At 71.3% G+C, this 20,398-nt stretch carries 20 protein-coding genes and 1 pseudogene; 15 read left to right on the plus strand and 6 right to left on the minus strand.

The genetic code is table 11. The features are described from left to right. Positions 1–40: 40 nt before the first annotated feature. On the minus strand, positions 41–802 hold the full coding sequence (locus AWB89_RS12975) for an STAS domain-containing protein (protein WP_085174072.1): 762 nt from the start codon (positions 800–802) through the stop codon (positions 41–43). Beyond that, positions 795–1,814 (minus strand): chemotaxis protein CheB, encoded by a 1,020-nt coding sequence (locus AWB89_RS12980; protein ID WP_085103648.1) that lies wholly within the window; start codon positions 1,812–1,814, stop codon positions 795–797. Before AWB89_RS12980 ends, AWB89_RS12975 begins: the two co-directional genes overlap by 8 nt. Before the next feature lie 98 nt (positions 1,815–1,912). Here AWB89_RS12980 and AWB89_RS12985 point away from each other — a divergent pair. Together AWB89_RS12985 and AWB89_RS12990 are read left to right on the plus strand one after the other, a co-directional pair. Continuing rightward, positions 1,913–4,032 (plus strand): annotated as a pseudogene (locus tag AWB89_RS12985) (catalase). A gap of 29 nt (positions 4,033–4,061) precedes the next feature. Then, positions 4,062–4,319: a DUF7218 family protein gene (locus AWB89_RS12990; protein ID WP_085174074.1), complete on the plus strand. Its 258-nt coding sequence runs from the start codon at positions 4,062–4,064 to the stop codon at positions 4,317–4,319. A 7-nt stretch (positions 4,320–4,326) separates the two neighbouring features. Here AWB89_RS12990 and AWB89_RS12995 read toward each other — a convergent pair whose 3' ends face one another. Next, positions 4,327–4,902 carry a nucleotidyltransferase gene (locus AWB89_RS12995; protein WP_085174076.1) on the minus strand — a complete coding sequence of 192 codons (576 nt, stop codon included), beginning with the start codon at positions 4,900–4,902 and terminating at the stop codon, positions 4,327–4,329. A 179-nt stretch (positions 4,903–5,081) separates the two neighbouring features. Between AWB89_RS12995 and AWB89_RS13000 the strand changes: the two genes are divergently transcribed. Genes AWB89_RS13000 through AWB89_RS13010 form a run of 3 tightly spaced genes read left to right on the plus strand, consistent with a single transcriptional unit; the run spans position 5,082 to position 7,585 of the window. Continuing rightward, positions 5,082–6,026: an acyl-CoA dehydrogenase family protein gene (locus AWB89_RS13000; RefSeq protein WP_085174078.1), complete on the plus strand. Its 945-nt coding sequence runs from the start codon at positions 5,082–5,084 to the stop codon at positions 6,024–6,026. Further along, positions 6,023–6,817: a PIG-L deacetylase family protein gene (locus AWB89_RS13005; RefSeq protein WP_085174080.1), complete on the plus strand. Its 795-nt coding sequence runs from the start codon at positions 6,023–6,025 to the stop codon at positions 6,815–6,817. The genes AWB89_RS13000 and AWB89_RS13005 overlap by 4 nt, the downstream gene beginning before the upstream one ends. 3 nt (positions 6,818–6,820) lie before the next feature. After that, a complete protein-coding gene (locus AWB89_RS13010) occupies positions 6,821–7,585 on the plus strand; it encodes an endonuclease/exonuclease/phosphatase family protein (protein ID WP_085174082.1) in 765 nt (254 codons plus the stop codon). Positions 7,586–7,594: 9 nt separating this feature from the next. On the opposite strand, the gene AWB89_RS13015 is transcribed toward AWB89_RS13010, so the two are convergent. Continuing rightward, positions 7,595–7,882: a DUF3349 domain-containing protein gene (locus AWB89_RS13015; RefSeq protein ID WP_085174085.1), complete on the minus strand. Its 288-nt coding sequence runs from the start codon at positions 7,880–7,882 to the stop codon at positions 7,595–7,597. A 116-nt stretch (positions 7,883–7,998) separates the two neighbouring features. Continuing rightward, a complete protein-coding gene (gene mbp1 / locus AWB89_RS13020; RefSeq protein ID WP_085103666.1) occupies positions 7,999–8,235 on the minus strand; it encodes a microaggregate-binding protein 1 in 237 nt (78 codons plus the stop codon). A gap of 180 nt (positions 8,236–8,415) precedes the next feature. Here mbp1 and AWB89_RS13025 point away from each other — a divergent pair, with 180 nt between their 5' ends. The 6 genes from AWB89_RS13025 (at position 8,416) to AWB89_RS13050 (ending at position 14,249) form a co-directional block, all read left to right on the plus strand. Next, a complete protein-coding gene (locus AWB89_RS13025; protein WP_085174087.1) occupies positions 8,416–9,237 on the plus strand; it encodes an SDR family oxidoreductase in 822 nt (273 codons plus the stop codon). 191 nt (positions 9,238–9,428) lie between these two features. Beyond that, entirely contained in the window at positions 9,429–9,902 is a 474-nt protein-coding gene (locus AWB89_RS13030) for an STAS domain-containing protein (RefSeq protein WP_085174090.1), read from the plus strand. 280 nt (positions 9,903–10,182) lie between these two features. Continuing rightward, positions 10,183–10,581 (plus strand): heme-binding protein, encoded by a 399-nt coding sequence (locus AWB89_RS13035; protein WP_085103672.1) that lies wholly within the window; start codon positions 10,183–10,185, stop codon positions 10,579–10,581. A 108-nt stretch (positions 10,582–10,689) separates the two neighbouring features. After that, complete coding sequence (locus tag AWB89_RS13040; RefSeq protein ID WP_085174092.1) at positions 10,690–11,745, plus strand: DNA topoisomerase IB; 1,056 nt, start codon at positions 10,690–10,692, stop codon at positions 11,743–11,745. A gap of 298 nt (positions 11,746–12,043) precedes the next feature. Further along, entirely contained in the window at positions 12,044–13,012 is a 969-nt protein-coding gene (locus tag AWB89_RS13045) for a glycosyltransferase (protein ID WP_174627830.1), read from the plus strand. Between the two features lie 16 nt (positions 13,013–13,028). Beyond that, positions 13,029–14,249, plus strand: a complete 1,221-nt coding sequence (locus tag AWB89_RS13050) for a glycosyltransferase (protein ID WP_085174095.1) — start codon at positions 13,029–13,031, stop codon at positions 14,247–14,249. Positions 14,250–14,258: 9 nt separating this feature from the next. On the opposite strand, the gene AWB89_RS13055 is transcribed toward AWB89_RS13050, so the two are convergent. Further along, positions 14,259–15,149, minus strand: coding sequence for a glycosyltransferase family 2 protein (locus tag AWB89_RS13055; protein ID WP_085174097.1), 891 nt, complete (start codon positions 15,147–15,149; stop codon positions 14,259–14,261). Between AWB89_RS13055 and AWB89_RS13060 the strand changes: the two genes are divergently transcribed. From AWB89_RS13060 to AWB89_RS13075, 4 genes are read left to right on the plus strand one after another with little or no spacing between them, the layout of a single operon-like run. Then, the gene (locus AWB89_RS13060) at positions 15,106–16,221 is read left to right on the plus strand and encodes a UDP-glucuronic acid decarboxylase family protein (RefSeq protein WP_085174528.1); all 1,116 of its coding nucleotides are present in this window, start codon (positions 15,106–15,108) and stop codon (positions 16,219–16,221) included. The two genes, AWB89_RS13055 and AWB89_RS13060, sit on opposite strands and share 44 nt — an antisense overlap. Before the next feature lie 8 nt (positions 16,222–16,229). Beyond that, the gene (locus AWB89_RS13065) at positions 16,230–17,870 is read left to right on the plus strand and encodes a carbamoyltransferase family protein (protein ID WP_085174100.1); all 1,641 of its coding nucleotides are present in this window, start codon (positions 16,230–16,232) and stop codon (positions 17,868–17,870) included. Continuing rightward, complete coding sequence (locus AWB89_RS13070; protein ID WP_085174102.1) at positions 17,867–19,357, plus strand: HAD-IIIA family hydrolase; 1,491 nt, start codon at positions 17,867–17,869, stop codon at positions 19,355–19,357. The genes AWB89_RS13065 and AWB89_RS13070 overlap by 4 nt, the downstream gene beginning before the upstream one ends. Beyond that, entirely contained in the window at positions 19,348–20,397 is a 1,050-nt protein-coding gene (locus AWB89_RS13075; protein WP_241520486.1) for a glycosyltransferase family 9 protein, read from the plus strand. The genes AWB89_RS13070 and AWB89_RS13075 overlap by 10 nt, the downstream gene beginning before the upstream one ends. Position 20,398 lies beyond the last annotated feature (1 nt).

Genomic DNA, 20,398 nt, shown 5'->3' on the forward strand with positions numbered 1-20,398 from the left:
AAAGCGCGTTCGTTGTCGGATTCGAACACTACTCGCTGTGTTACAGCTGATTCTCGCGACCGACCAGTGCCCACACCGTCTTGCCCGACGACGTCGGGGTGGCGCCCCAGGCTCGGCACAGCGCGGACACGATGGCCAGGCCGGAGACGATTTCGGCGCCGCGATGGGCGTCTTCGTGCCGCCCCGGCAGGTGCTCGCTGCCATCCTCGACCGCGACGGTGACGGTCTCCCGATAGCTCTCGACGATCAGCACCGGGGCGCTCTCCGTGTGGTCGAGGACGTTCTCGACAAAGACGGTGCCCACCGTGGACGCTACGGGAGCGAGGTCGGCTATATCCCACTCGGTGAGCCAATCGGTGATCATCGCGCGGGCCAGGCCGACGCCGACCCGGGTGGGGGGAAGCTCGCTGCGCGCGCGCCGGCGGACGGGTAGTGGCTGGTTGCGGAGGGCTTCCAGCGCCAAATCGAGGTTGGGATGCACCGGCACGTACCGGGTCACACCGGACGCGGCGATCGCTCGGCGCACCCGGCGTTCCCCGCACACCAGCAGGATGGGAATGTCCGGCCAGACGCTCACGTGCCAGCGGGCGCTGGTGAACACGGTCCAGGCCGACGAGGACGGGACGGACAGGCGGTTGACGTCAACGATGACCGCGCGCGGCTCGTCGAGCGCGGCCTTGATCACCGTGTCGCGCACGCTCCGATACGTGGAGCTGTCCAGCACACCGTCCAGCACCAGGATGGGTACATCCTGCCGAGGCGCCGCCGCGTCGATGCGGATCGTCGACCCGGAGTCAGGCACTTGCATCACCTCGTTCGGGGGCGTTGGCCGCAAGCCGCTCACTGAGCACGCTCAACGCCCGTTCACTTTCGTCCGCCAGGTTGTTGTAGTGCCGGGACAGCGGACCGTCGCCCACCCTGCCGGCCATGCGCCGGGCCAGCCTGACCTTTTCCTGCAGGCTGCGTAGCGCGATCCAGAGCGCGCCGTCGACCTCGTCGTCCCGCGCTGCCAGCAGGGCATCGGCCGTCCAGGCGTGACCAACCTGGCAGCGGAAGTGACCCTCGGTGATCGATATCAGCGAGCCGTTGCAGTCCGGGCACGTGTAGCCCGAGGGCGCCCCCAGCTCCTGTGTGTCAAAGTCGGTGGCGAACCGGGACGCCATGGCAATACGGTTCTCCAGCTCCAGCGCCGCGTCGGGTTCCATGGTCGTTTCCTTGATTTCTTTCTGGGACAGCTCCTTGAGCACGGCACCGATCTCGGCCGCGGTGGCCTGCCGATCCAGCACGCCGGCGTCGCGAGCGTTGGTCGGCAGCGCCGCGAACAGCGCGTCCTCCGGTGCCTGCCCTATGGTGGTGCCGCCGCGCGAACGGATCGCCCCCAGCCCCAGCACGCCGTCGTCGAGCACGCCCGAGAGCAGGACACCGACCGCGCGGGGACCGAACGTCACGGCGACCGAGCGGAACAGCGCGTTGATCGCGGGTCGATGCCCGTTCTCGGTCGGGCCCTGCGACAACATCAGCCGATGGTCGGCGACCAGCAGGTGGCGGTCCGGCCTGCCCACGTAGATGTGGCCCGGCTCCAAGGGCTCACCGTCTTTCGCCGCCATCGCCGGCAGCGGCCCACTGCGATCGACGATGCGCGCCAGGACGCTCGGCGCGCCGGCGGGGACGTGCAGCACCATCAGGTAGGCGTACGGCAGATCCGCCGACAGGCCGGCGGCCAAACGCGAGAGCGCTTCGACGCCGCCCGCCGAGGCGCCTATCGCGACCACGCCGCGCAGGCCGTTCTCTTCGTTGGTCGCGTCAATCACCACCCTCGACTACCCCTGTCAAGGGTACGTAACCGCGTGGCAGGTGGATAGGGACCGATCGGGCCGGGTTTACCGCGGATGCGCGGTGGTAACCGAGCGCTATGGACACCAACAACACGTCCGATCAAAAGCAGCGCGATCTGGAGCCGTCGCGGGTCCGCCGCGACACCGGCTACCTGACGACCCAGCAGGGCGTCCGGGTCGATCACACCGACGATTCGCTGACCGCCGGCGAGCGGGGCCCCACGCTGCTGGAGGACTTCCACGCCCGCGAGAAGATCACCCACTTCGACCACGAGCGCATTCCCGAGCGCGTGGTGCACGCGCGGGGCGCCGGCGCGTACGGGTTCTTCGAACCGTACGACGACTGGCTGGCCGAGTACACGGCGGCGAAGTTCCTCACCTCGCCGGGCACCCGGACCCCGGTGTTCGTGCGGTTCTCCACGGTGGCCGGCTCGCGCGGTTCGGCCGACACCGTCCGCGACGTGCGCGGGTTTGCCACCAAGTTCTACACCGAGCAGGGCAATTACGACCTGGTGGGCAACAACTTTCCGGTCTTCTTCATTCAGGACGGCATCAAGTTCCCCGACTTCGTGCACGCGGTGAAACCCGAGCCGCACAACGAGATTCCGCAGGCGGCCTCGGCCCACGACACGCTGTGGGACTTCGTGGCGCTGCAGCCCGAGACCCTGCACACCATCATGTGGCTGATGTCAGACCGCGCGCTGCCGCGCAGCTACCGCATGATGCAGGGTTTCGGCGTGCACACCTTCCGCCTGGTAAACGACCGCGGCGAGGGCACTTTCGTGAAGTTCCACTGGAAGCCGCGCCTGGGCGTGCACTCGCTGGTCTGGGACGAATGCCAAAAGATCGCCGGCAAGGACCCGACTACAACCGGCGCGACCTGTGGGAGGCCATCGAGTCCGGCCAGTATCCCGAGTGGGAACTCGGGGTGCAGCTGGTGGCCGAGGCCGACGAGTTCAACTTCGACTTCGACCTGCTCGATGCCACCAAACTCATTCCCGAGGAACAGGTTCCGGTGCGGCCGGTGGGCAAGATGGTGCTGAACCGCAACCCGGACAACTTCTTCGCCGAGACCGAGCAGGTGGCCTTCCACACCGCGAACGTGGTGCCCGGCATCGACTTCACCAACGACCCGCTGCTGCAGTTCCGCAACTTCTCCTACCTCGACACCCAGCTGATCCGCCTGGGCGGCCCGAACTTCGCGCAGCTGCCGGTGAACCGGCCGGTGGCCGACGTCCGCAACAATCAGCAGGACGGCTACTCCCAGCACGCGATCCCGCAGGGCCGCTCCAGCTACTACAAAAACACTGTCGGCGGCGGTTGCCCGGCGCTGGCCGATGACGGCGTCTTCCGCCATTACACGCAGCGGATCGACGGCGAGGCAATGCGCAAGCGCGCCAAGTCCTTTGAGAACCACTACAGCCAGGCGCGGATGTTCTGGAAGAGCATGTCGCCGGTCGAGGCCGAACACATCGTCGCCGCGTTCGCGTTCGAACTCGGCAAGGTGGAGGTGCCCGACATCCGCTCGGCGGTGGTGGCCCAGCTCGCCCGCGTCGACCATGACCTCGCCACCCGGGTGGCGGCGAAACTCGGGCTGCCGGAGCCGCCCGACGAGGCACCCGATGGCGAGGTGACCGCGTCGCCGGCCCTGTCCCAGATCGGCGAGAGCGACAGCATCGCCACGCGCAAGATCGCCGTCCTGGCCGCCGACGGCGTGGATGTCGTTGGAACGCAACGCCTCAGGGAGCTGATGGACGAGCGCGGTGCGACGGTCGAGGTGCTGGCCCCGGTGGCCGGCGGCACCCTGCGGGGTGGGTCCGGCGGCGAGCTGCCCGTCGACCGGGCGTTCACGACGATGGCGTCGGTCCTCTACGACGCGGTGGTGGTGGCGTGCGGCCCGGACTCGGTGGAAACGCTTTCCCAGGACGGTTACGCCGTGCACTTCGTGGTCGAGGCCTACAAACACCTCAAGCCGATCGGCGCGTACGGCGCCGGGATCAAGCTGTTGCGCGCGGCCAATATCGACGCCCGCATCGCCTCGGAAGGCGACCAGGACACCGACGTCGTCAGCGACCGGTCCGTCGTGACCACCAAGGCCGCCGCCAACGAGCTTCCCGACGAGTTCGCCGCGGAATTGGCCGCCGCGCTGGCCCGGCACCGTTGCTGGGAACGCCAAACCGACCCGGTGCCGGCCTAGCACCGGGGTTTTGCAAAGGAGGATGAACCATGCCACGTTCCTCGATCAAGAACGAAAAGATGTATCAGGATCTGCGCAAAAAGGGCGAATCCAAGGAAAAGGCGGCGCGGATCTCCAATGCGGCCGCCGGCCGGGGCAAGTCGTCGGTCAGCCGCAAGGGCGGCAAATCCGGCTCGTACGCGGACTGGACGGTCCCGCAGCTGAAGAAGAAGGCCAAAGAGCTTGGCATGTCCGGCTATTCGAGCCTGACCAAGGACAAACTGGTCGCCAAACTGCGCAACCACTGACCGGCGCTCAACCGGTGAGGCCGAGCCGGTCGGCCAGCACCAAAAACGCGACCGCGTAATCGTTGTCGGCGGTTTCGGCCCTGATCTGCGCCCAGTCCAGCCGTTCGCGCACCGCCCGCACCACCGGCAGCAGCTTCGCGAAGTCGCAGTGATGTTCGCCCAGGGAACGCAGTTTCTGGACGACCACCATGGTGGGCGGGAGCACCGGCATGGCGATCGCCAACACGTCGCGCTGCTCGGCGCGGTCCAGCGTCGCCGGCTCCACGCGTTCGCCGTTGATGCGATGCAAGACGTCCACCACCGTGTCGCCATCGCGCGCCTTGAACAGCCAATCCTCCGGCGGGTGCTCGATGGTGAATCCGGCTTTGGCCAGCGTGGCCTCGGCGCTGGCCACGTCGGACTCGGCCACCACCAGATCGACGTCGTGGCTGGGTTCGGGCGCGCCGAACGCCCACAGCGCATAGGTACCGGCCAAGGCGAAACGCGGCCCGTTCTCCTTGAGCGCCGACGCCGCGTGGCGCAACGCCTCTCGCAGGCGCGCGCAGGAACCCGGCAGATCGGTGGGCGTTTCGATCGGTGTCATGGTGCCTAGGTGATACCCGGCCGCCGGGGTGTGCAACCTGGCCGAGGAGCGGGGGAACATCGGTTGTCGACAGTTTAAGCGGGCGCCAGACTGGCAAGTCTTTGTGTTATGTCAGCCGCCCTGTCCCCCGCTCACTGCGCCCGCGCGGCCCTGGAGAGATCGGCGGCGGGTGATAACGCGTGACGGCGGGGTTGGTGAAGCACTGGCTGGAGTCGGGACGACTCGAGCTGCCGCTGCCCGCGTCGGGCCGCACCGCCGAACGCTGGCAGCGCCTGGCGCGGTTAGCTGAAGACGACATCGTCGCGGCGCGGATCGCCGAGTCCCACATTGACGCCGTCGCGATTCTGCACGAGTTGGGCGGCAAGCCGCCCGATTCCGATCAGCTGTGGGGCGTGTGGGCGGCGGAGTCGCCCGACACCGCGCTGATCGCCACCAGCCTCAGCGGCGGCGCCGTCGTCCTCAACGGCACCAAGGTGTGGTGTGCGGGCGCCGGCTTCTGCACCCACGCGCTGGTGACCGCCCGGCTCGACGACGGGAGGCGCGGCCTGTTCGCGGTGTCGATCACCGAACCCGCCGTCAAGGCGCTGCCCACCACGTGGTGGAACGTCGGGATGGCCGGCAGCGACACCAGGGCGGTGCAGTTCACCAACGCCCAGGCCGTCGCCGTGGGTGATCCCGACGGGTACTTCAATCGGCCGGGATTCTGGCACGGCGCGATCGGGGTGGCCGCATGCTGGCTGGGCGGCGCGCGCCGGGTCGCCGAGCCGCTGTATCGCTGCGCCACAAGCAAATCGGCCGACGCCTATTCGCTGGCGCACCTGGGCGCCGTGGACGCCGCGCTCGCCGCGGGCGACGCGATCCTGGCCGCGGCGGCGATGCAGATCGACTCGGACCCCTTCGACCGGTCCAACACCGCGCAACTCCTGGCTCGCCGCGCCCGCACGGTGGTGGAACACGCCGCCGACGAGGCCATCACGCGCACCGGCCGCGCCCTGGGGCCCGGCCCGCTGTGCCAGGACGGCCGGCACGCTCAGCGCGTCGCCGACCTGACCATCTACATCCGGCAAAGCCACGCCGAGCGCGATCTGGCCGAGCTCGGCAGGCTCGTCGGGCGGCCGCAATGACCACCATCGAGCGCCCCCACGCCGTCCTTCCCGCGAGCAACCGCGCCAAGTTCGCGGCCAAGCCGCTGACCCGCGGCGGCACCCCGGTTCCGGTGTGGCTGGCCGCGCTCGACGGCCAGGCGCCGCCGCCACTGGATTTGAGCGCCTGCCCCGGGCTGGTCGTCGTGGCGGCCCACCCCGACGACGAGACGCTGGGCCTCGGCGCGACGATCGCGCAACTGGTCGGCGCGGGCGTCGACGTCCGGGTGGTCACGGTCAGCGACGGGGGTGAGGCCCGGCCCGGCGCGACGCCGCAGGAGCGGGCGCGCGCGGAAATCACCGGCCGGTACGAATTACGCAAGGCGGCAGCGGTTTTGGGTGTTCCCGCGCCGGTGTCGCTGGGCCTGCCCGACGGTGAGCTGGCCGACCACGAGGGCAGCGTCGCCGATTCGCTCACGGACATCCTCGCGGACGCGGCGCCCGGGACCTGGTGCGCCGCCACCTGGCGGGGCGACGGGCACCCGGACCACGAAGCGGTGGGGCGCGCGGCCGCGGCGGCCTGCGAGCGCACCGGCGTGCGGCTGCTCGAATACCCGGTGTGGATGTGGCACTGGGCCAGCCCGGCCGATCCCGCGGTGCCATGGGACCGGGCCAGGTCCGTGCGGGTTCCCGGTCGGGCGCTCGAGCGCAAACGCCTTGCGGCCCACTGTTTCCGCAGCCAGCTCGAGCCCGGCGGCGTAGGCGTCGCGCCCGTGTTGCCGGCCTTCGTGCTGCAGCGCCTGCTCGCCGTCGGCGAAGTGGTGTTCAGCTAGCCGATGCGCGTCGCGACCTTCAACATCCTGCACGGCCGCACCCTTGGAAACGGAGTGCACCCCGAGCGGCTTGCGGACTGCGTGCGCCGCCTGGATGCCGACGTGCTATCCCTGCAGGAGGTCGACTGCGACCAGCCGCGGTCCTCGCTCGCCGACCTCACCGCGGTGGCCGCGGAGGCGATGGGAGCGGTGGAGCACCGGTTCGTGGCCGCGATCTCGGGCACCCCGGGAGCGACGTGGATGGCCGCCACCGGCCAGGAACAACCCGGGACGGCCGCCTATGGGATCGCGCTGCTGTCCCGGTTTCCGGCGGCCAGCTGGCAGGTGGTGCGGCTGCCGCGGATTCCGATGCGGTTTCCCATGTACCTGCCGGGGCCGAACCGGGTGATGGTCGTCGACGAGGAACCGCGGGCGGCGGTGATCGCGCAACTGCACACCCCGGCGGGCGGGCTGACGGTGGCCAACACGCACCTGTCCTTCGTGCCCGGGTGGAATCGGCGCCAGCTGCGCCGGCTGATCCACGACCTGCGCGGCTTCCCCGGTCCCCGGCTGCTGACCGGCGACCTCAACATGACGCCCGACGCGGTGCGCCGCTGGTCGGGCATGCGACCGCTGGCCGTGGCCGCCACGTTTCCCGCCCAGACCCCGCACCGCCAGCTGGACCACATCCTGACCGACGACGCCGGCCTGCGCGGCGGCGCGGTCCAGTCCGAGGTGATGCCGATCTCCGATCACCGGCCGCTGGTCGTCGACCTGGAACGCGCTTGAGCGCTGCGCTTACCCGCCGGCCCGGCGCATCGCATCCAGCCGGCGTTGCACGCGGTCGATGTCCTCGAGCGAGGGCATCTCGTCGGTGACGCGGGTGATCTCCACGCCGACGTCCGCGTTGTCGATGGGTCGGCGCCGGCGGCCGATCAAAGTGGTCGCGATCATCGAGACCTCGTCATGGCAGACCCGCCGCGGCATCAGCGCCAACAACGGCGCATACCCGACGGCGGGCGCGTGGCTCGGGTAACCGGCGCGCAGGAACGCCACGATGCTCGACACGCCGCCGCGCAAGCCCATCGTCCACCCCTCCCACCACCGGCTCGGTTCTTGCGGAATAACCCGGCGAGCCGAGTTGAAACCAAAAAATAAGGGGCCCGGCCCGACGTGCGGACCGGACCCCCTGGTGAATCGAGCTACTGGTTGTCCTTCTGGCGCTCCTCGGCGGCCTTCGCGCCGGCGCGCGCCGACTCCGCCTCGGCCTCCTTCTTGCCCGCGTCGCGCTGGGCGTCGGCCTTGTCCTGCTGCGCCTGGCCCTCCTGGACGAGGTCGTCGCGGCCGGTGACGGTTCCGCCAACCTCCTTGACCTTGCCCTTGACGCCTTCGACGGCGCCCTTGACGGCTTCCTGCGGTCCGCTCTTGTCATCCCCCATGGGTCGACCTCCCTTTCGGTGGTTACGTCTTGATTCGCAACTACCGGCTTCCCGTACGGCACGCGGCCAAACACCCCCGCGCCGATCCTGTGCGCATGATCACCCGGCGCTTCGTCGCGCGACGATCTTGTTTGAGAACCCGGTTTCCGGGTAGTACCAGCCGTCGACCAGGGAAGGGGGGTGGCGTCACTGAGCACCATCGCTGTCATCGGGGCGACCGGCACGGCCGGCTCCCGCGTTGTGGCCAGGTTGAAGGCACGCGACATCGCGGTCGTCGAGGTTTCGCGCGGCCACGGAGTCGATGTGGTGTCCGGGCGGGGGCTGTTCGAGGCGCTGGACGGGGTGGACGTCGTGATCGACGTCTCCAACCCGATGCCGGCGGATAAAGGGTCCAGCATCATGCAGACGGTGGCCACCGCCACCCGCAACGTCGTGGGCGCGTGCGCCGCCCGGGACATCCAGCGGCTGGTCGTCCTGACCGTCGCCGGCGTGGAGGACCCGGTGTTCGACGGGTTTGAGTACTACGAGGCCAAGCGGGCGGCAAAGGCCATTGTGCTCGACGGCCCGGTCCCGGTGACGATCGTGAAATCGACGCAGTGGTATGAGTTCGCCACCAACCCCGCCGCGGTGAGTTTGCGCGACGGCGAGGTGGTCGTCCAGGACTGGCTGATCCAGCCCATCGCCGCCGACACCGTCGCCGATGTGCTCGTCGAGGCGGCGCTGGCTCAGACGCATGCGCCGCGCACCGTCACCGGCCCCGAAGCCGTCCACCTGCCGGATCTCACGTCGAAAGTGCTTGCCCGACAAGGCGACAACCGTCCCGTCCGCGCCGTGCAGCCCGCCCTCGACGCACTCGGGTCCGGGGCGCTGCTGGCTTCCGACGACGCGGTGGTCGTCGGCCCCGACGTCGACACTTGGCTGCACACCCTGGCCCCGGCCGCCACCGACGGCGATTCCGCCGCGCAGGCGAGGCCGCGACTGCGGGATTTGTCCAAGACCTGAAAAGCCTGAACCCTGGCCGGGAAACGAACGTTTCGCGGCGGGGTCGTCGCGGTTATCGACGTTCGCGCTGCCGGCCGCCGCCGGGCCAGCTAGGCTCGTGTCTAGTTGAATCCACAGCTGCCGTATTTACGAGCGGCGTGTAGGACACCGCGATCGCTCGCCCTACTCACTGCATTGAGGGGCGTACACACATGACTTCTTCACCCGACTTCAGACCCGACGGCTGCGGGGAACCGCGCAATCGCTACGTGATCGATTGCGCCGGGGCGCAGGTGCACGTTCACGCGCGCAGCCTGGCCACGGTCCTGCGCATCGACGGGGAGATCGACGCCGCCAACGCCGAGCTCGTCGCCCAGGTGGTTCGCCGCTTCGCGCGGCTCAAGGCCCCACTGGTGCTCGACATCAGCCAGCTGGAGTTCCTGGGCAGCGCCGGGCTGCGGGTGCTGCTGATGCTCGACGAGGAGCACCGCGAGGCCCAATTGCACAACAACGTCGTCAGCGGGGCGGCCCTGCGCAGGCTGACCCGCGTCGTCAGCGACCACGGCCTGCCGGTGGTCGATTCGGTGCCCGAGGCGCTGCAAAACACCCACGAGTTCATCCATGCGCGCCGCCGGCTCCTCACCGGGCTGGCCCGCCAGGGCGAGCCCCAGCGCGAGGCGCGCTAACCGGCCGTTACGCCCGCCGACGAGGTCACGGTTTCGTCACGATCCGGATCACGATTGCTTAAGATCCGGTGCCGTTCTCTAAGAATTCTCAGCATTGGCGGGCAAATTTGCTTGCCCGCTTAGCAAAAACGCGCTCGCCGGCGGCGTCGGGCGGCGCGCGGCGCTGATCGCCCGATTCGGGCCGACGGTGCCACTGTTCGCTTCCGCTACTTTGGTTTTCGAGGGCTCGGGAACCTCCATCGCAAGTCATGCACATGTATTTCGAAGGACAACACCAATCATGAAAAACAGCAGTATCGTCGCGCGCCGGCGAGTCGCCGGCATCAGCGCGGGCTTCCTGCTCGGGGGATTGACCATGGGCATCATCGGTGCCCCTTCGGCGGCGGCAGCACCCGACTGCAGCCCGGGCGGTGTGAACGCGACCGTCACCTCGGCGCAGGGCGCGGCCCAGCAGTACCTGGCCGCTCACCCGGACGCCAACGAGGCGGTCACCGCCGCCTTCGGCCAGCCGCGGCCCGAGGCCGCGTCCAGCCTGCGCGGCTACTTCACCTCCCACCCGCAGCAGTACTACGACCTGCGGGGCATCCTGGCGCCGATCGGCGACACCGAGCGGCAGTGCAACGTCAAGGCGCTGCCGCCGACCCTGGAGTCGGCCTACCAGGAGTTCATGGCCGGCTGATCCCCGCTGACGATGGGACGAACGACCCGCCACGGCGCCGTGGCGGGTCGTTTCGCGTCGCGGGCCCGCGGGTAATTGTCCAGTCAACCAACGGGACTGGAGGGCACGGTGCGGCTGCGACGCAGCGATCTCGGCAAGCCGGGGATCGCACGCAAACGCCGGGGCAAGGGCTTCGCCTACTACGACCCCGACGGCAACCGGCTGTCCGACCCGGAAACCCTGGCGCGCATCAAGGATCTCGTCATTCCGCCGGCGTGGAAGAAGGTGTGGATCTCGCCGCACCCGAACGGTCACATCCAGGCGGTCGGCACAGATGCGGCCGGCCGCCGCCAGTACCTCTACCACACGGCTTGGCAGCAGGAGCGCGCCGAGGAGAAGTTCGACCGGGTGCTGGAGCTCTCGGTGCAGCTGCCGATGTGGCGCGCGCGCATCGCAAAAGACCTGTCGCGCCGCGGCTTAACCCGAGAGCGCGTGCTCGCCGTCGCGCTGCGCCTGCTCGACCGCGGTTACTTTCGCGCCGGCGGTGAGCAGTACGCCGAGGAAAACGAGTCCTATGGTCTGGCCACCCTGTTGTGCAGCCACGTGACGGTGCGCCGCCACGCGGTGGCCTTCGACTTCCCGGCCAAAAGCGGGGTGCGGCGGACCGTGGAAATCGAGGACGCCGAAATCGTCCGGGCGGTGCGGGCCCTGATGCGCCGCCCGGAACGCACCGACCGATTGCTGGTGTGTCGCAGCGAATCCGGCTGGGTCGACATCCGCTCCGACGACCTCAACGCCCGGTTCAAGGAGATGGTCGGCGACGAGTACACCGTCAAGGATCTGCGGACCTGGCACGGCACGGTACTGGCCGCCGCGGCGTTCGCCGACGCGGACCCGCCCGTCTCGCAGCGGGTGGTCAAGCGCGTCGAGTCCGCCGTCATGAAGGAGGTCGCCGAGGAGCTCGGCAACACCCCGGCGGTGGCGCGCGGATCCTACGTGGACCCGCGCGTCGTCACCGGTTACGAGCAGGGCCTGACGATCGAAGCGGCGGTACGCCGCGCGGAGCGCGCGCGGCGGCCGGATGCGGCGCAGGAAATCCTGGAGAAGGCGACCCGCATGCTGATACGCCGAGTTGCCAAGGGCCACAGCGCATCCGGTTCCTCCGCGCTGCCCAGGACCGCCTGACCCGACGCGGCGGCGGGACACCGGCCGCATATCCACATAGCGAAGTGTTTCTCTCGGGACCGCGCGGCGAACCGGGGCGTGCTCCCAGGATGCGCCGCATCACGGGCGGGCCTCGCGCCCGCCGCCAGCAGTTCGCAGAATGGATGGCCCGGCCGCGCGAGCCGTCGGCCGACTCAGCCAAAGAAGTTGCGGTGCAATCCAATTGGCGCGCCGAGATGTCGAATAAGCCATTTTCAGCACCGCGCCAGGGCCGCGGAGGCGGCGTTTATGTAATGACCTATAGGGTATTTCGCTCGCCATGCTGGAATCAGGCTCCCAGAAAAATGTGCTCATCTGGCACGTCCATGGGTCCTGGACGCAGGCGTTCGTCGCGGGACGGCACAGGTATTTGATCCCGGTCGCCGCCGACGGCGGCGCCGATGGCGTGGGGCTGGCCGGGCGGTCATGGCCGAACGCGCGGGAGATCGCCCTGCAGGGGCTGGGCCAACAGGACATCGACCTCGTCGTGTTGCAGCGTCCCCACGAGGCCGCGCTGGTGGCCCGGTGGGCGGGCCGGCGACCCGGCGCCGACCTGCCCGCGGTCTACGTCGAGCACAACGCCCCCCGGCCGCACGCCGAACGCAGCCGGCACCCGCTCGCCGACCGCGGCGACATCCCCCTGGTGCACGTCACCGACTTCAACCGGCTGATGTGGGACAACGGCAGGGCCCCCACCCGAGTGATCGACCACGGCATGGCCGACCCGGGGCCGCGCTACACCGGCGAGGTGCTGAGGGCCGCCACCATGATCAACGAACCGCTGCGCCGCGGCCGCACCGTCGGTGCCGACCTGTTGGAACCGCTGTCGGCCTACGCGCAGATCGACGTCTGGGGCATCGGCACGGAGTCGCTGCACGCCAACCGCGGCGCGGTGAGCGGGCGCGGTGACGTCGCGGCGCCGCAGTTGTGGGATCAGATCGCCCGGCGGCGTGTGTACCTGCACACCGCCCGTTGGACCTCGCTGGGCCTGTCGCTCATCGAGGCGATGTTCCTCGGGATGCCGGTGGTCGCCGTCGGCACCACGATGGCCCCGCTGGTGGTGCCGGGCGAGGCGGGCGTCGTCAGCGCCGATCTCGTGGCCCTGGGCCGTGGCTTGCGGGACTTCCTGAACGACCACGCGACCGCGGTGGCCGCGGGCAAGGCGGCACGCGAATTCGCCACCGCCCGCTTCGGACTGGAGCGCTTTCTGTCCGAGTGGGACCAAGTGATCTCCGAGCAGTGCAGTTGACCAGAAGGGAGCCCGCATGAGAATCGCGATGATCTCCGAACACGCCAGCCCGCTGGCGCACCTCGGCGGCGTGGACGCGGGCGGGCAGAACGTGCATGTCGCCGAGCTGTCGGCGGCCCTGGCCCGGCGCGGCCACGACGTGGTGGTCTACACCCGCCGCGACGACCCCGGCCTACCCGACTGCGTCGAGACGGAGCACGGCTATTCCGTGGTGCACGTGCCCGCCGGCCCGGCCCGCGTGTTGCCCAAAGACCAGCTGCTCCAATACATGTTCGCGTTCGGCCGTTTCCTGGACGGGCAGTGGGCGGCCGAACCGCCCGACGTGGCCCATGCCCACTTCTGGATGTCGGGCCTGGCCACCCAGCGGGCCGCGCGGCCGCACCGCATACCGACGGTGCAGACGTTCCACGCGCTGGGCATGGTCAAGCGGCTGCACCAGGGCGTCGACGACACCAGCCCGGACTGCCGCATCGAGCTGGAGACCCTGGTCGCGCGTAGGGCCGACTGGGTGGCGGCCACCAGCACCGACGAGGTCTTCGAGCTCGTGCGCATGGGTCGCGCCCGGTCGCGCACGTCGGTGGTGCCCTGCGGGGTCGACATCGACGCGTTCAGCCCCGACGGCCCCGCGGCGGCGCGTGGCGTCCGCGGCCGGATCGTGTCGGTGGGAAGGCTGGTGCCGCGCAAGGGGTTCGAGACGCTGATCCGCGCCCTGCCGCGCATCCCCGGCGCCGAGCTCGTGATCGTCGGCGGCCCGGCCCGCGAAGACCTGGCCCGCGACCGGGAGGCACAGCAGTTGCGGCGGTTGGCCGATCGGCTGGCGGTCGCCGACCGGGTGCGGCTGCTCGGCGGTATCACGCGCGACGAGATGCCCGCCGTGCTGCGGTCGGCCGACCTGGTGGCCTGCACCCCGTGGTACGAGCCGTTCGGGATCGTGCCGCTGGAAGCCATGGCGTGCGGGGTGCCGGTGGTCGCGGCGGCCGTCGGCGGGATCCGCGACACCGTCGTCGACGACATGACGGGGCGGCTGGTGCCGCCGCGGGACCCCGACGCGCTGGCCGAGGCGATCACCCCGCTGCTGCGCGACGGGGACCGGCGCCGGGCGCTGGGCCGGGCGGGCCGCGAGCGCGCCGGTGCGCGTTACACCTGGGACCGGGTGGCGGCCGACACCGAACGCGTCTACGAGCGCGTGGTGCCGGCCCGGCGCGAGGTCAGCACGCCGAGCAGCCGCTCCGGGTGATCTTGTGGCTCAGCGCTTTTCGAGTAACCGCACCGACCGCTCCACCGACTCGGGCAGCCGCCGCCGGGCGCGCAGCACCGCCGGCATCGCGGCCACGGCCTCGAGCAGCGCTCTGGCATGGGCGGTGTCGTGGCTGGCGGCCCACGCCAGGCTCGCCGCGGCCCTGGCCCACCGGTCGGGGGGCCGGCGCAGGCACGCGGTCAGCAGCGCGTTGCGCCGCACCCGCGCGCGCTGTACCCGGCTTCCAGACCGGCTCGGCGACGGTTGGTGGTATGCCACCAACGCGGGGCAGAAGCACAGATCCCAGCCGTGGGCGGCGAGATCCCATGCGAGCAAACCTTCCTCGCCCCGAAAGTGCAGGATCGGGCTGAACCCGCCGGCCGCCTCGAACGCCGCCTTGCGCACCACCGCCGAGCACGACTGGAAGCCGAGGATCGACGGACCCGGCAAGGCCGGGTCACGGCCGAGCGGGCTGGCGGCGAATTCGGCCACCAGCGGGTCGTCACGGCGCTGCGGCCAAACGACGGTTCGGGCGGCCAACAGCGCGACCGTCGGGTGCCTGTCGAAGATCGCCTCGGCGAGCGCGGGGGCCTCTGGCGCCCACCACGAATCGTCGTCGCAGAACGCGACATACGGCGTGGTGCAGTGCGCCACCCCGATGTTGCGCGCCACCGCGCCCTCGTTGCGCTCCAGCGCGATCACGGTCACCCGGCCACCGGAACGCGCCGCGATGCCGCCGGCCATCGAGACGGTGTCGTCACGGGAGGCGTTGTCCACCACGATGATCGGGCACTCTCCCGCTTCGAGCAGTCGGTGCAGCACGGCGCGCAGCTCCTGCGAGCGGTCACGCGTCGCGATGACGAACGAGGTTCGGGACGGGATCTCCGGCGAGGCGGCCATCACCGGTGCGGCTACCCGGGAATCGGTGCACCAAACGCCGTTTGGTCACCAAACCGCCGGGTATGAGCACTCGATGCTTTCACTCTCGCGTGTCCTGGTCACCGGCGGCGCCGGCTTCCTGGGGGCCCATTTATGCGACCGGCTGCTCGGCGCCGGCGTCGAGGTGGTCAGCGTCGACGACCTGTCCACCAGCCCACCCGGCGCGACGGTCCGGCTGACCGGGCGGCCCGGATATCACTTTGTGCGGCAGGACATTTGCGACCGCGAGGCGGCCGCCGGCCTGGGCACCTCCTTCGACACCGTGTTCCACCTGGCGTCGCCGGCATCGCCGGCCGACTACCAGCGGTCGCCGATCGCCACGCTGCGCGCCGGATCGGCGGGCACCGCGGTGGCGCTGGACATCGCCGAACGCTCCGGCGCCCGGTTCGTGCTGGCGTCCACCAGCGAGGTCTATGGCGATCCCGAGTCGCATCCGCAGCGCGAAAGCTATTGGGGCAACGTGAATCCGGTGGGGCCGCGCAGCATGTACGACGAAGCCAAACGCTACGCCGAGGCGCTGACGTTCACCTATCACCGCCTGGGCCGGGCCGACGTCGGCGTGGCCCGCATCTTCAACACCTACGGGCCGGGGATGCGGCCCGACGACGGCCGGATGGTCCCGACATTCTGCCGCCAGGCGCTGCGCGGTGAACCGCTGACCGTGACCGGCACCGGCCTGCAGACCCGATCGCTGTGCTACGTCGACGACACCGTCTCGGGGCTCATCGCGCTGGCGCACAGCGATTTCAGCGGGCCGGTCAACATCGGCAACCCCACCGAGCTGACGGTGCGCGCGGTCGCCGAGCTGATCCGGGAGCTGGCCGGCAGCAGCTCCACGATCCAGCTCACCCCGCCGGCCGTCGACGACCCGCAGCGCCGCTGCCCCGACATCACGCTGGCCCGCCGGGAGCTGGGCTGGGAGCCGCGGGTCGATTACCGCAGCGGGCTGAGCACGACCGTGGCGTGGTTCCGCAGCACGGCCCACGACCCGCACTCAAGTTTCGCCTCGGCCCCCGAGCGACTGGCGCAGTAGGAGGCGCGATGCGAATTCTCGGAGTCAACGCGGTATTCCACGACTCGGCCGCCGCCCTCGTGGTCGACGGCGAGGTGGTGGCGGCCGCCGAGGAGGAGCGGTTCTCCCGGCGCAAGCACGGCAAGCAGGCGGTCCCGTTCTCCACGTGGGAGCTGCCCGTCGCCGCCATCCGCTGGTGCCTGGACCACGCCGGCCTGGCCGCCGAGGACATCGATGCCGTCGGGTACTCCTACGACCCGACCCTGATGCGCGAGGAGCCGCTCGACCCGGCCGGCCTCGACCGGGACTGGGAGCACCTGCGCACGATGTACGCCGAGCGGGCCCCGCGGTTCCTGGCGTCGGCCGTCCCCGGCCTCAACCCCGCCGTGGTGCGCCACGTCCGCCACCACGTCGCGCACGCGGCGTCGACGGCGCTGGCCTCGCCGCACCCGGACGCCGCGGTGCTGGTGGTCGACGGGCGCGGCGAGCGCACGTCGATGCTCGCCGGCGCCTACCGCGACCACAAGCTCGACGTGCTCGCCTCCCAGGCCCTGCCGCACTCGCTGGGGTTGCTGTACGAAAGCCTCACGGAGCATTTGGGTTTCGCGCGCTCCAGCGACGAATACAAGGTGATGGCGATGGCGTCCTACGGCAGCCCGCGCTTCGCCGACCGGCTGGCCGAGCGGGTGTACGCCCGCGGCGACGGCGGTTTCCGCACCGAGCCCATCGAGTGGGAGGAGCTGGCGCCGCCGCGCCGGCCCCACGAGGGCCGCCTCGATCCCGCGCACGCCGACCTCGCCTGCAGCGTGCAGCGCGTCGTCGAGGACGTGCTGCTCGACCTGGTGGGGTGGCTGCGCGAGCGCACCGACGGCGACGCGCTGTGCCTGGCCGGCGGCGTGGCGCTGAATTGCGTTGCCAACAGCCGCATCTACGCCGAGTCCGGCTTCGACCGGGTGTGGGTCCAGCCGGCCGCCGGCGACTCCGGCACGGCGCTGGGGGCGGCGCTGAGCCTGGCCGCCTCGTTCGGCGAGCCGATCGCCCCGATGCCGACGGCGCAGCTGGGCCGCGGCTGGTCGGACGAGCAGATCCGGGCGACGCTCGATGAGGCCGCCGTCGGCTACGAACGGCCGCCCGATCTGGCCGCCGCGATCGGCGACGCGCTGGCCGACAACTGCTTGGTGGGATGGTTCCAGGGCCGGGCGGAATTCGGGCCCCGGGCGCTCGGCGGCCGCTCGCTGCTGGCCGATCCGCGCCGGGCCGCCAACCTGGAACGCCTGAACGCGGTCAAGGGCCGCGAGCAGTTCCGCCCCGTCGCGCCGATGGTGCTGGCCGAGCGGGCCGCCGAAATCTTCTCGCGCGGGCCGCTTCCCAGCCCGTACATGCTGTTCGTGCACGACGTCGCCGAGCAGTGGCGAGACCGCATCCCCGCGGTCACCCACGTCGACGGCACGGCGCGGATCCAGACCGTCGACGCCGCCGACGACCCGCGCCTGCACGCGACGATCAGCCGCTTCGCCGAGCGCACCGGGGTCCCGGTCGTCGTCAACACCAGCTTCAACACCGCGGGGCGGCCGATGGTGGACAGCCCCCGCGACGCCCTGGAGGTGTTCGGCAGTTCCCCGATCGACGTGCTGGCGGTCGGCCCCTACGTGGTCAGGCGCCGCCGATGACCGCCGAATACGCCATCGTGGTGCCGACCATCGGCCGGGACTCCTTGCGCCGCTTGCTGGTTGCGCTGCAACAGGCGTCCGGTCCGGCCGCCGAGGTGATCGTGGTGGACGACCGGCCCGAGCCGTCCGGAGGTCTTCCGGTCCCCGCCGGCCTGCCCGTTCGGGTGCTGCGCAGCGGCGGGCGCGGCCCCGCCGCCGCGCGCAACGTCGGGTGGCGGGCCGCCACCGCCCGCTGGGTGTGCTTCCTCGACGACGACGTGCTCGTCGACGGCAACTGGAAAACGGCCCTGGCGGCCGATTTGCAGGCCGCGGACGCGGCCGGGGCGGTCGGCTCGCAGGCGGTGATCGAGGTGCCGGTCTCGGCGTCGCGGCCGCCGACCGACGACGAGCGCCGCACCTTGCGGCTGGCCGAGGCGCGGTGGATCACCGCCGACATGGCGTATCGCCGCGACGCGCTGGTGGCCGTCGGCGGGTTCGACGAGCGGTTTCCGCGCGCCTACCGCGAGGACTCCGACCTGGCGCTGCGCATCACCGAGGCCGGCGGGCGGATCGTGCGCGGCGCCCGTCGCTGCACCCATCCCGTCGCCCCCGCGACCTGGCGGTCCAGCGTGCGCGCCCAGGTCGGCAACCGTGACAACGCGCTGATGCGTCGCAAGCACGGCCGGTCCTGGCGGGCCAAGATCGGCGAGGGGCCGGGCCGGATGCCGGCGCACGTGGCCACCACGGCGGCCGGCGGCGTTGCCCTCGTCGCCGCGCTGGTCCGCCGCGGCCCGGTCGCTCGCGTGGCGGCCGCCGCCTGGCTCGCGCTCACCGCGGAGTTCGCGGTCCGGCGCTGGCGCGGCGGCCCGCGGTCGGGCGCCCAGGCGCTTCGACTTTCGTTGAGCAGCGCCCTGATCCCGCCGGTCGCGGTGGCGCACCGGCTGGCCGGCGAGTGGGCGTTCCGCCGGGCCCGGCGCGACCCGCCGCTGGCGGTCCTGCTCGACCGCGACGACACCCTGATCGTCGACGAGCCCTACCTCAACGACCCGGCCGGCGTGCGGCCCACCCACGGCGCCAGGCGGGCGCTGAACCGCCTGCGCCGGCGCGGCCTGCTGCTGGCGGTGGTGACCAACCAGTCGGGGGTGGCGCGGGGGCTGATCAGCCCCGAGGAGCTCACCGCCGTCAACGCCCGGGTCGATCAGGTCCTCGGGCCGTTCGACTCGTGGCAGGTGTGCGTGCACGGCGAGGCGGACGGCTGCGGCTGCCGCAAACCGCAACCCGGGATGGTGCTGGCGGCGGCGCGGGCTCTGGCGGTGCCCCCCGCGCGGTGCGTGCTGATCGGCGACACCGGGGGCGACGTGGCGGCGGCCCTGGCCGCCGACGCCAGGGCCGTGCTGGTGCCGACCCCGCGCACGCTGCCCGGCGAAGTCCGGCACGCGCGCGCCCACGCGCGGGTGGCCCAAAACCTCGGTGACGCCGTGTCTTTGGTGCTGCGGGAGTGCCAGTGAGCGCCGCAGCCCGCACGGCATTGAACACCGCTGTGGTGGCCCGCCTCGACAGCGCCGGGGACGTGGTGATCACCGGCCCGGCGGTGCGCGCGGTGGCCGCGGCCCACGACCGGGTGGTGATGCTCGTCGGACCGCGCGGCCGCGACGCCGCCGAATTGCTCGTCGGCGTCGACGAGATCGTCGAATGGCAGGCGCCCTGGGTCGATTTCGACTCGCCCGAGCTGACCGCCGCCCACGCCGAGGCGCTCATCAAGCAGCTGCGCGACATCGCGCCCTCGCGGGTCTACATCTTCACGTCGTTTCACCAGTCCCCGCTTCCGCTGGCGTTGTTGTGCCGCATGGCGTCGGTCGGCTGGGTGGGCGCGATCTGCACCGACTACCCCGGCACCCTGCTCGACCTGCGGCACCGGGTGCCGCCCGGGATCCCCGAGCCCCGGCGCGCGCTGTCGCTGGCCGAGGCGGCCGGCTGCTCGCTGCCCGCCGCGGACGACGGGGCGCTGCGGATCCGCGCGGTCGGCCCGCCGCCGCCGCGGCTGACGCGCCGGATCGGGGCCGAACGGTTCGTGGTGTTCCACCCGGGGGCGGCGGTGCCGGCCCGCCGGCCGAGCGCGGAACGCGGCGCGGCCATGGTGGCGGCGCTGGCCGGGGCGGGTCATCGCGTCGTGGTCACCGGCGGACCCGACGAGGCGGCGCTCACAGCCGTCGTCGCCGGCGACCGCGCGATCGACCTTGGCGGCCACACCGATTGGGCCGAACTGGCGGCGGTGTTCGCCGCGGCCGAGGTCGTGGTGGTTCCCAACACCGGCCCCGCGCACCTGGCCGCCGCCGTCGGGGCCGCGGTGGTGTCGTTGTTCGCACCCGTGGTGCCGGCCGAGCAGTGGAGCCCCTTCGGGCGCCGGGTGACGGTGCTCGGCGACCAGCAGGCACCCTGTCGGGCCACCCGCGCCCGGGTCTGCCCGGTGCCGGGCCACCCCTGCCTGGACCACATCACCGACGCCGAGCTGCTCGCCGCGGTAGGGCGGGCAGGGCGAGAGGAGTAAA

The organism is Mycobacterium paraense (assembly GCF_002101815.1).
Classification (GTDB): domain Bacteria; phylum Actinomycetota; class Actinomycetes; order Mycobacteriales; family Mycobacteriaceae; genus Mycobacterium; species Mycobacterium paraense.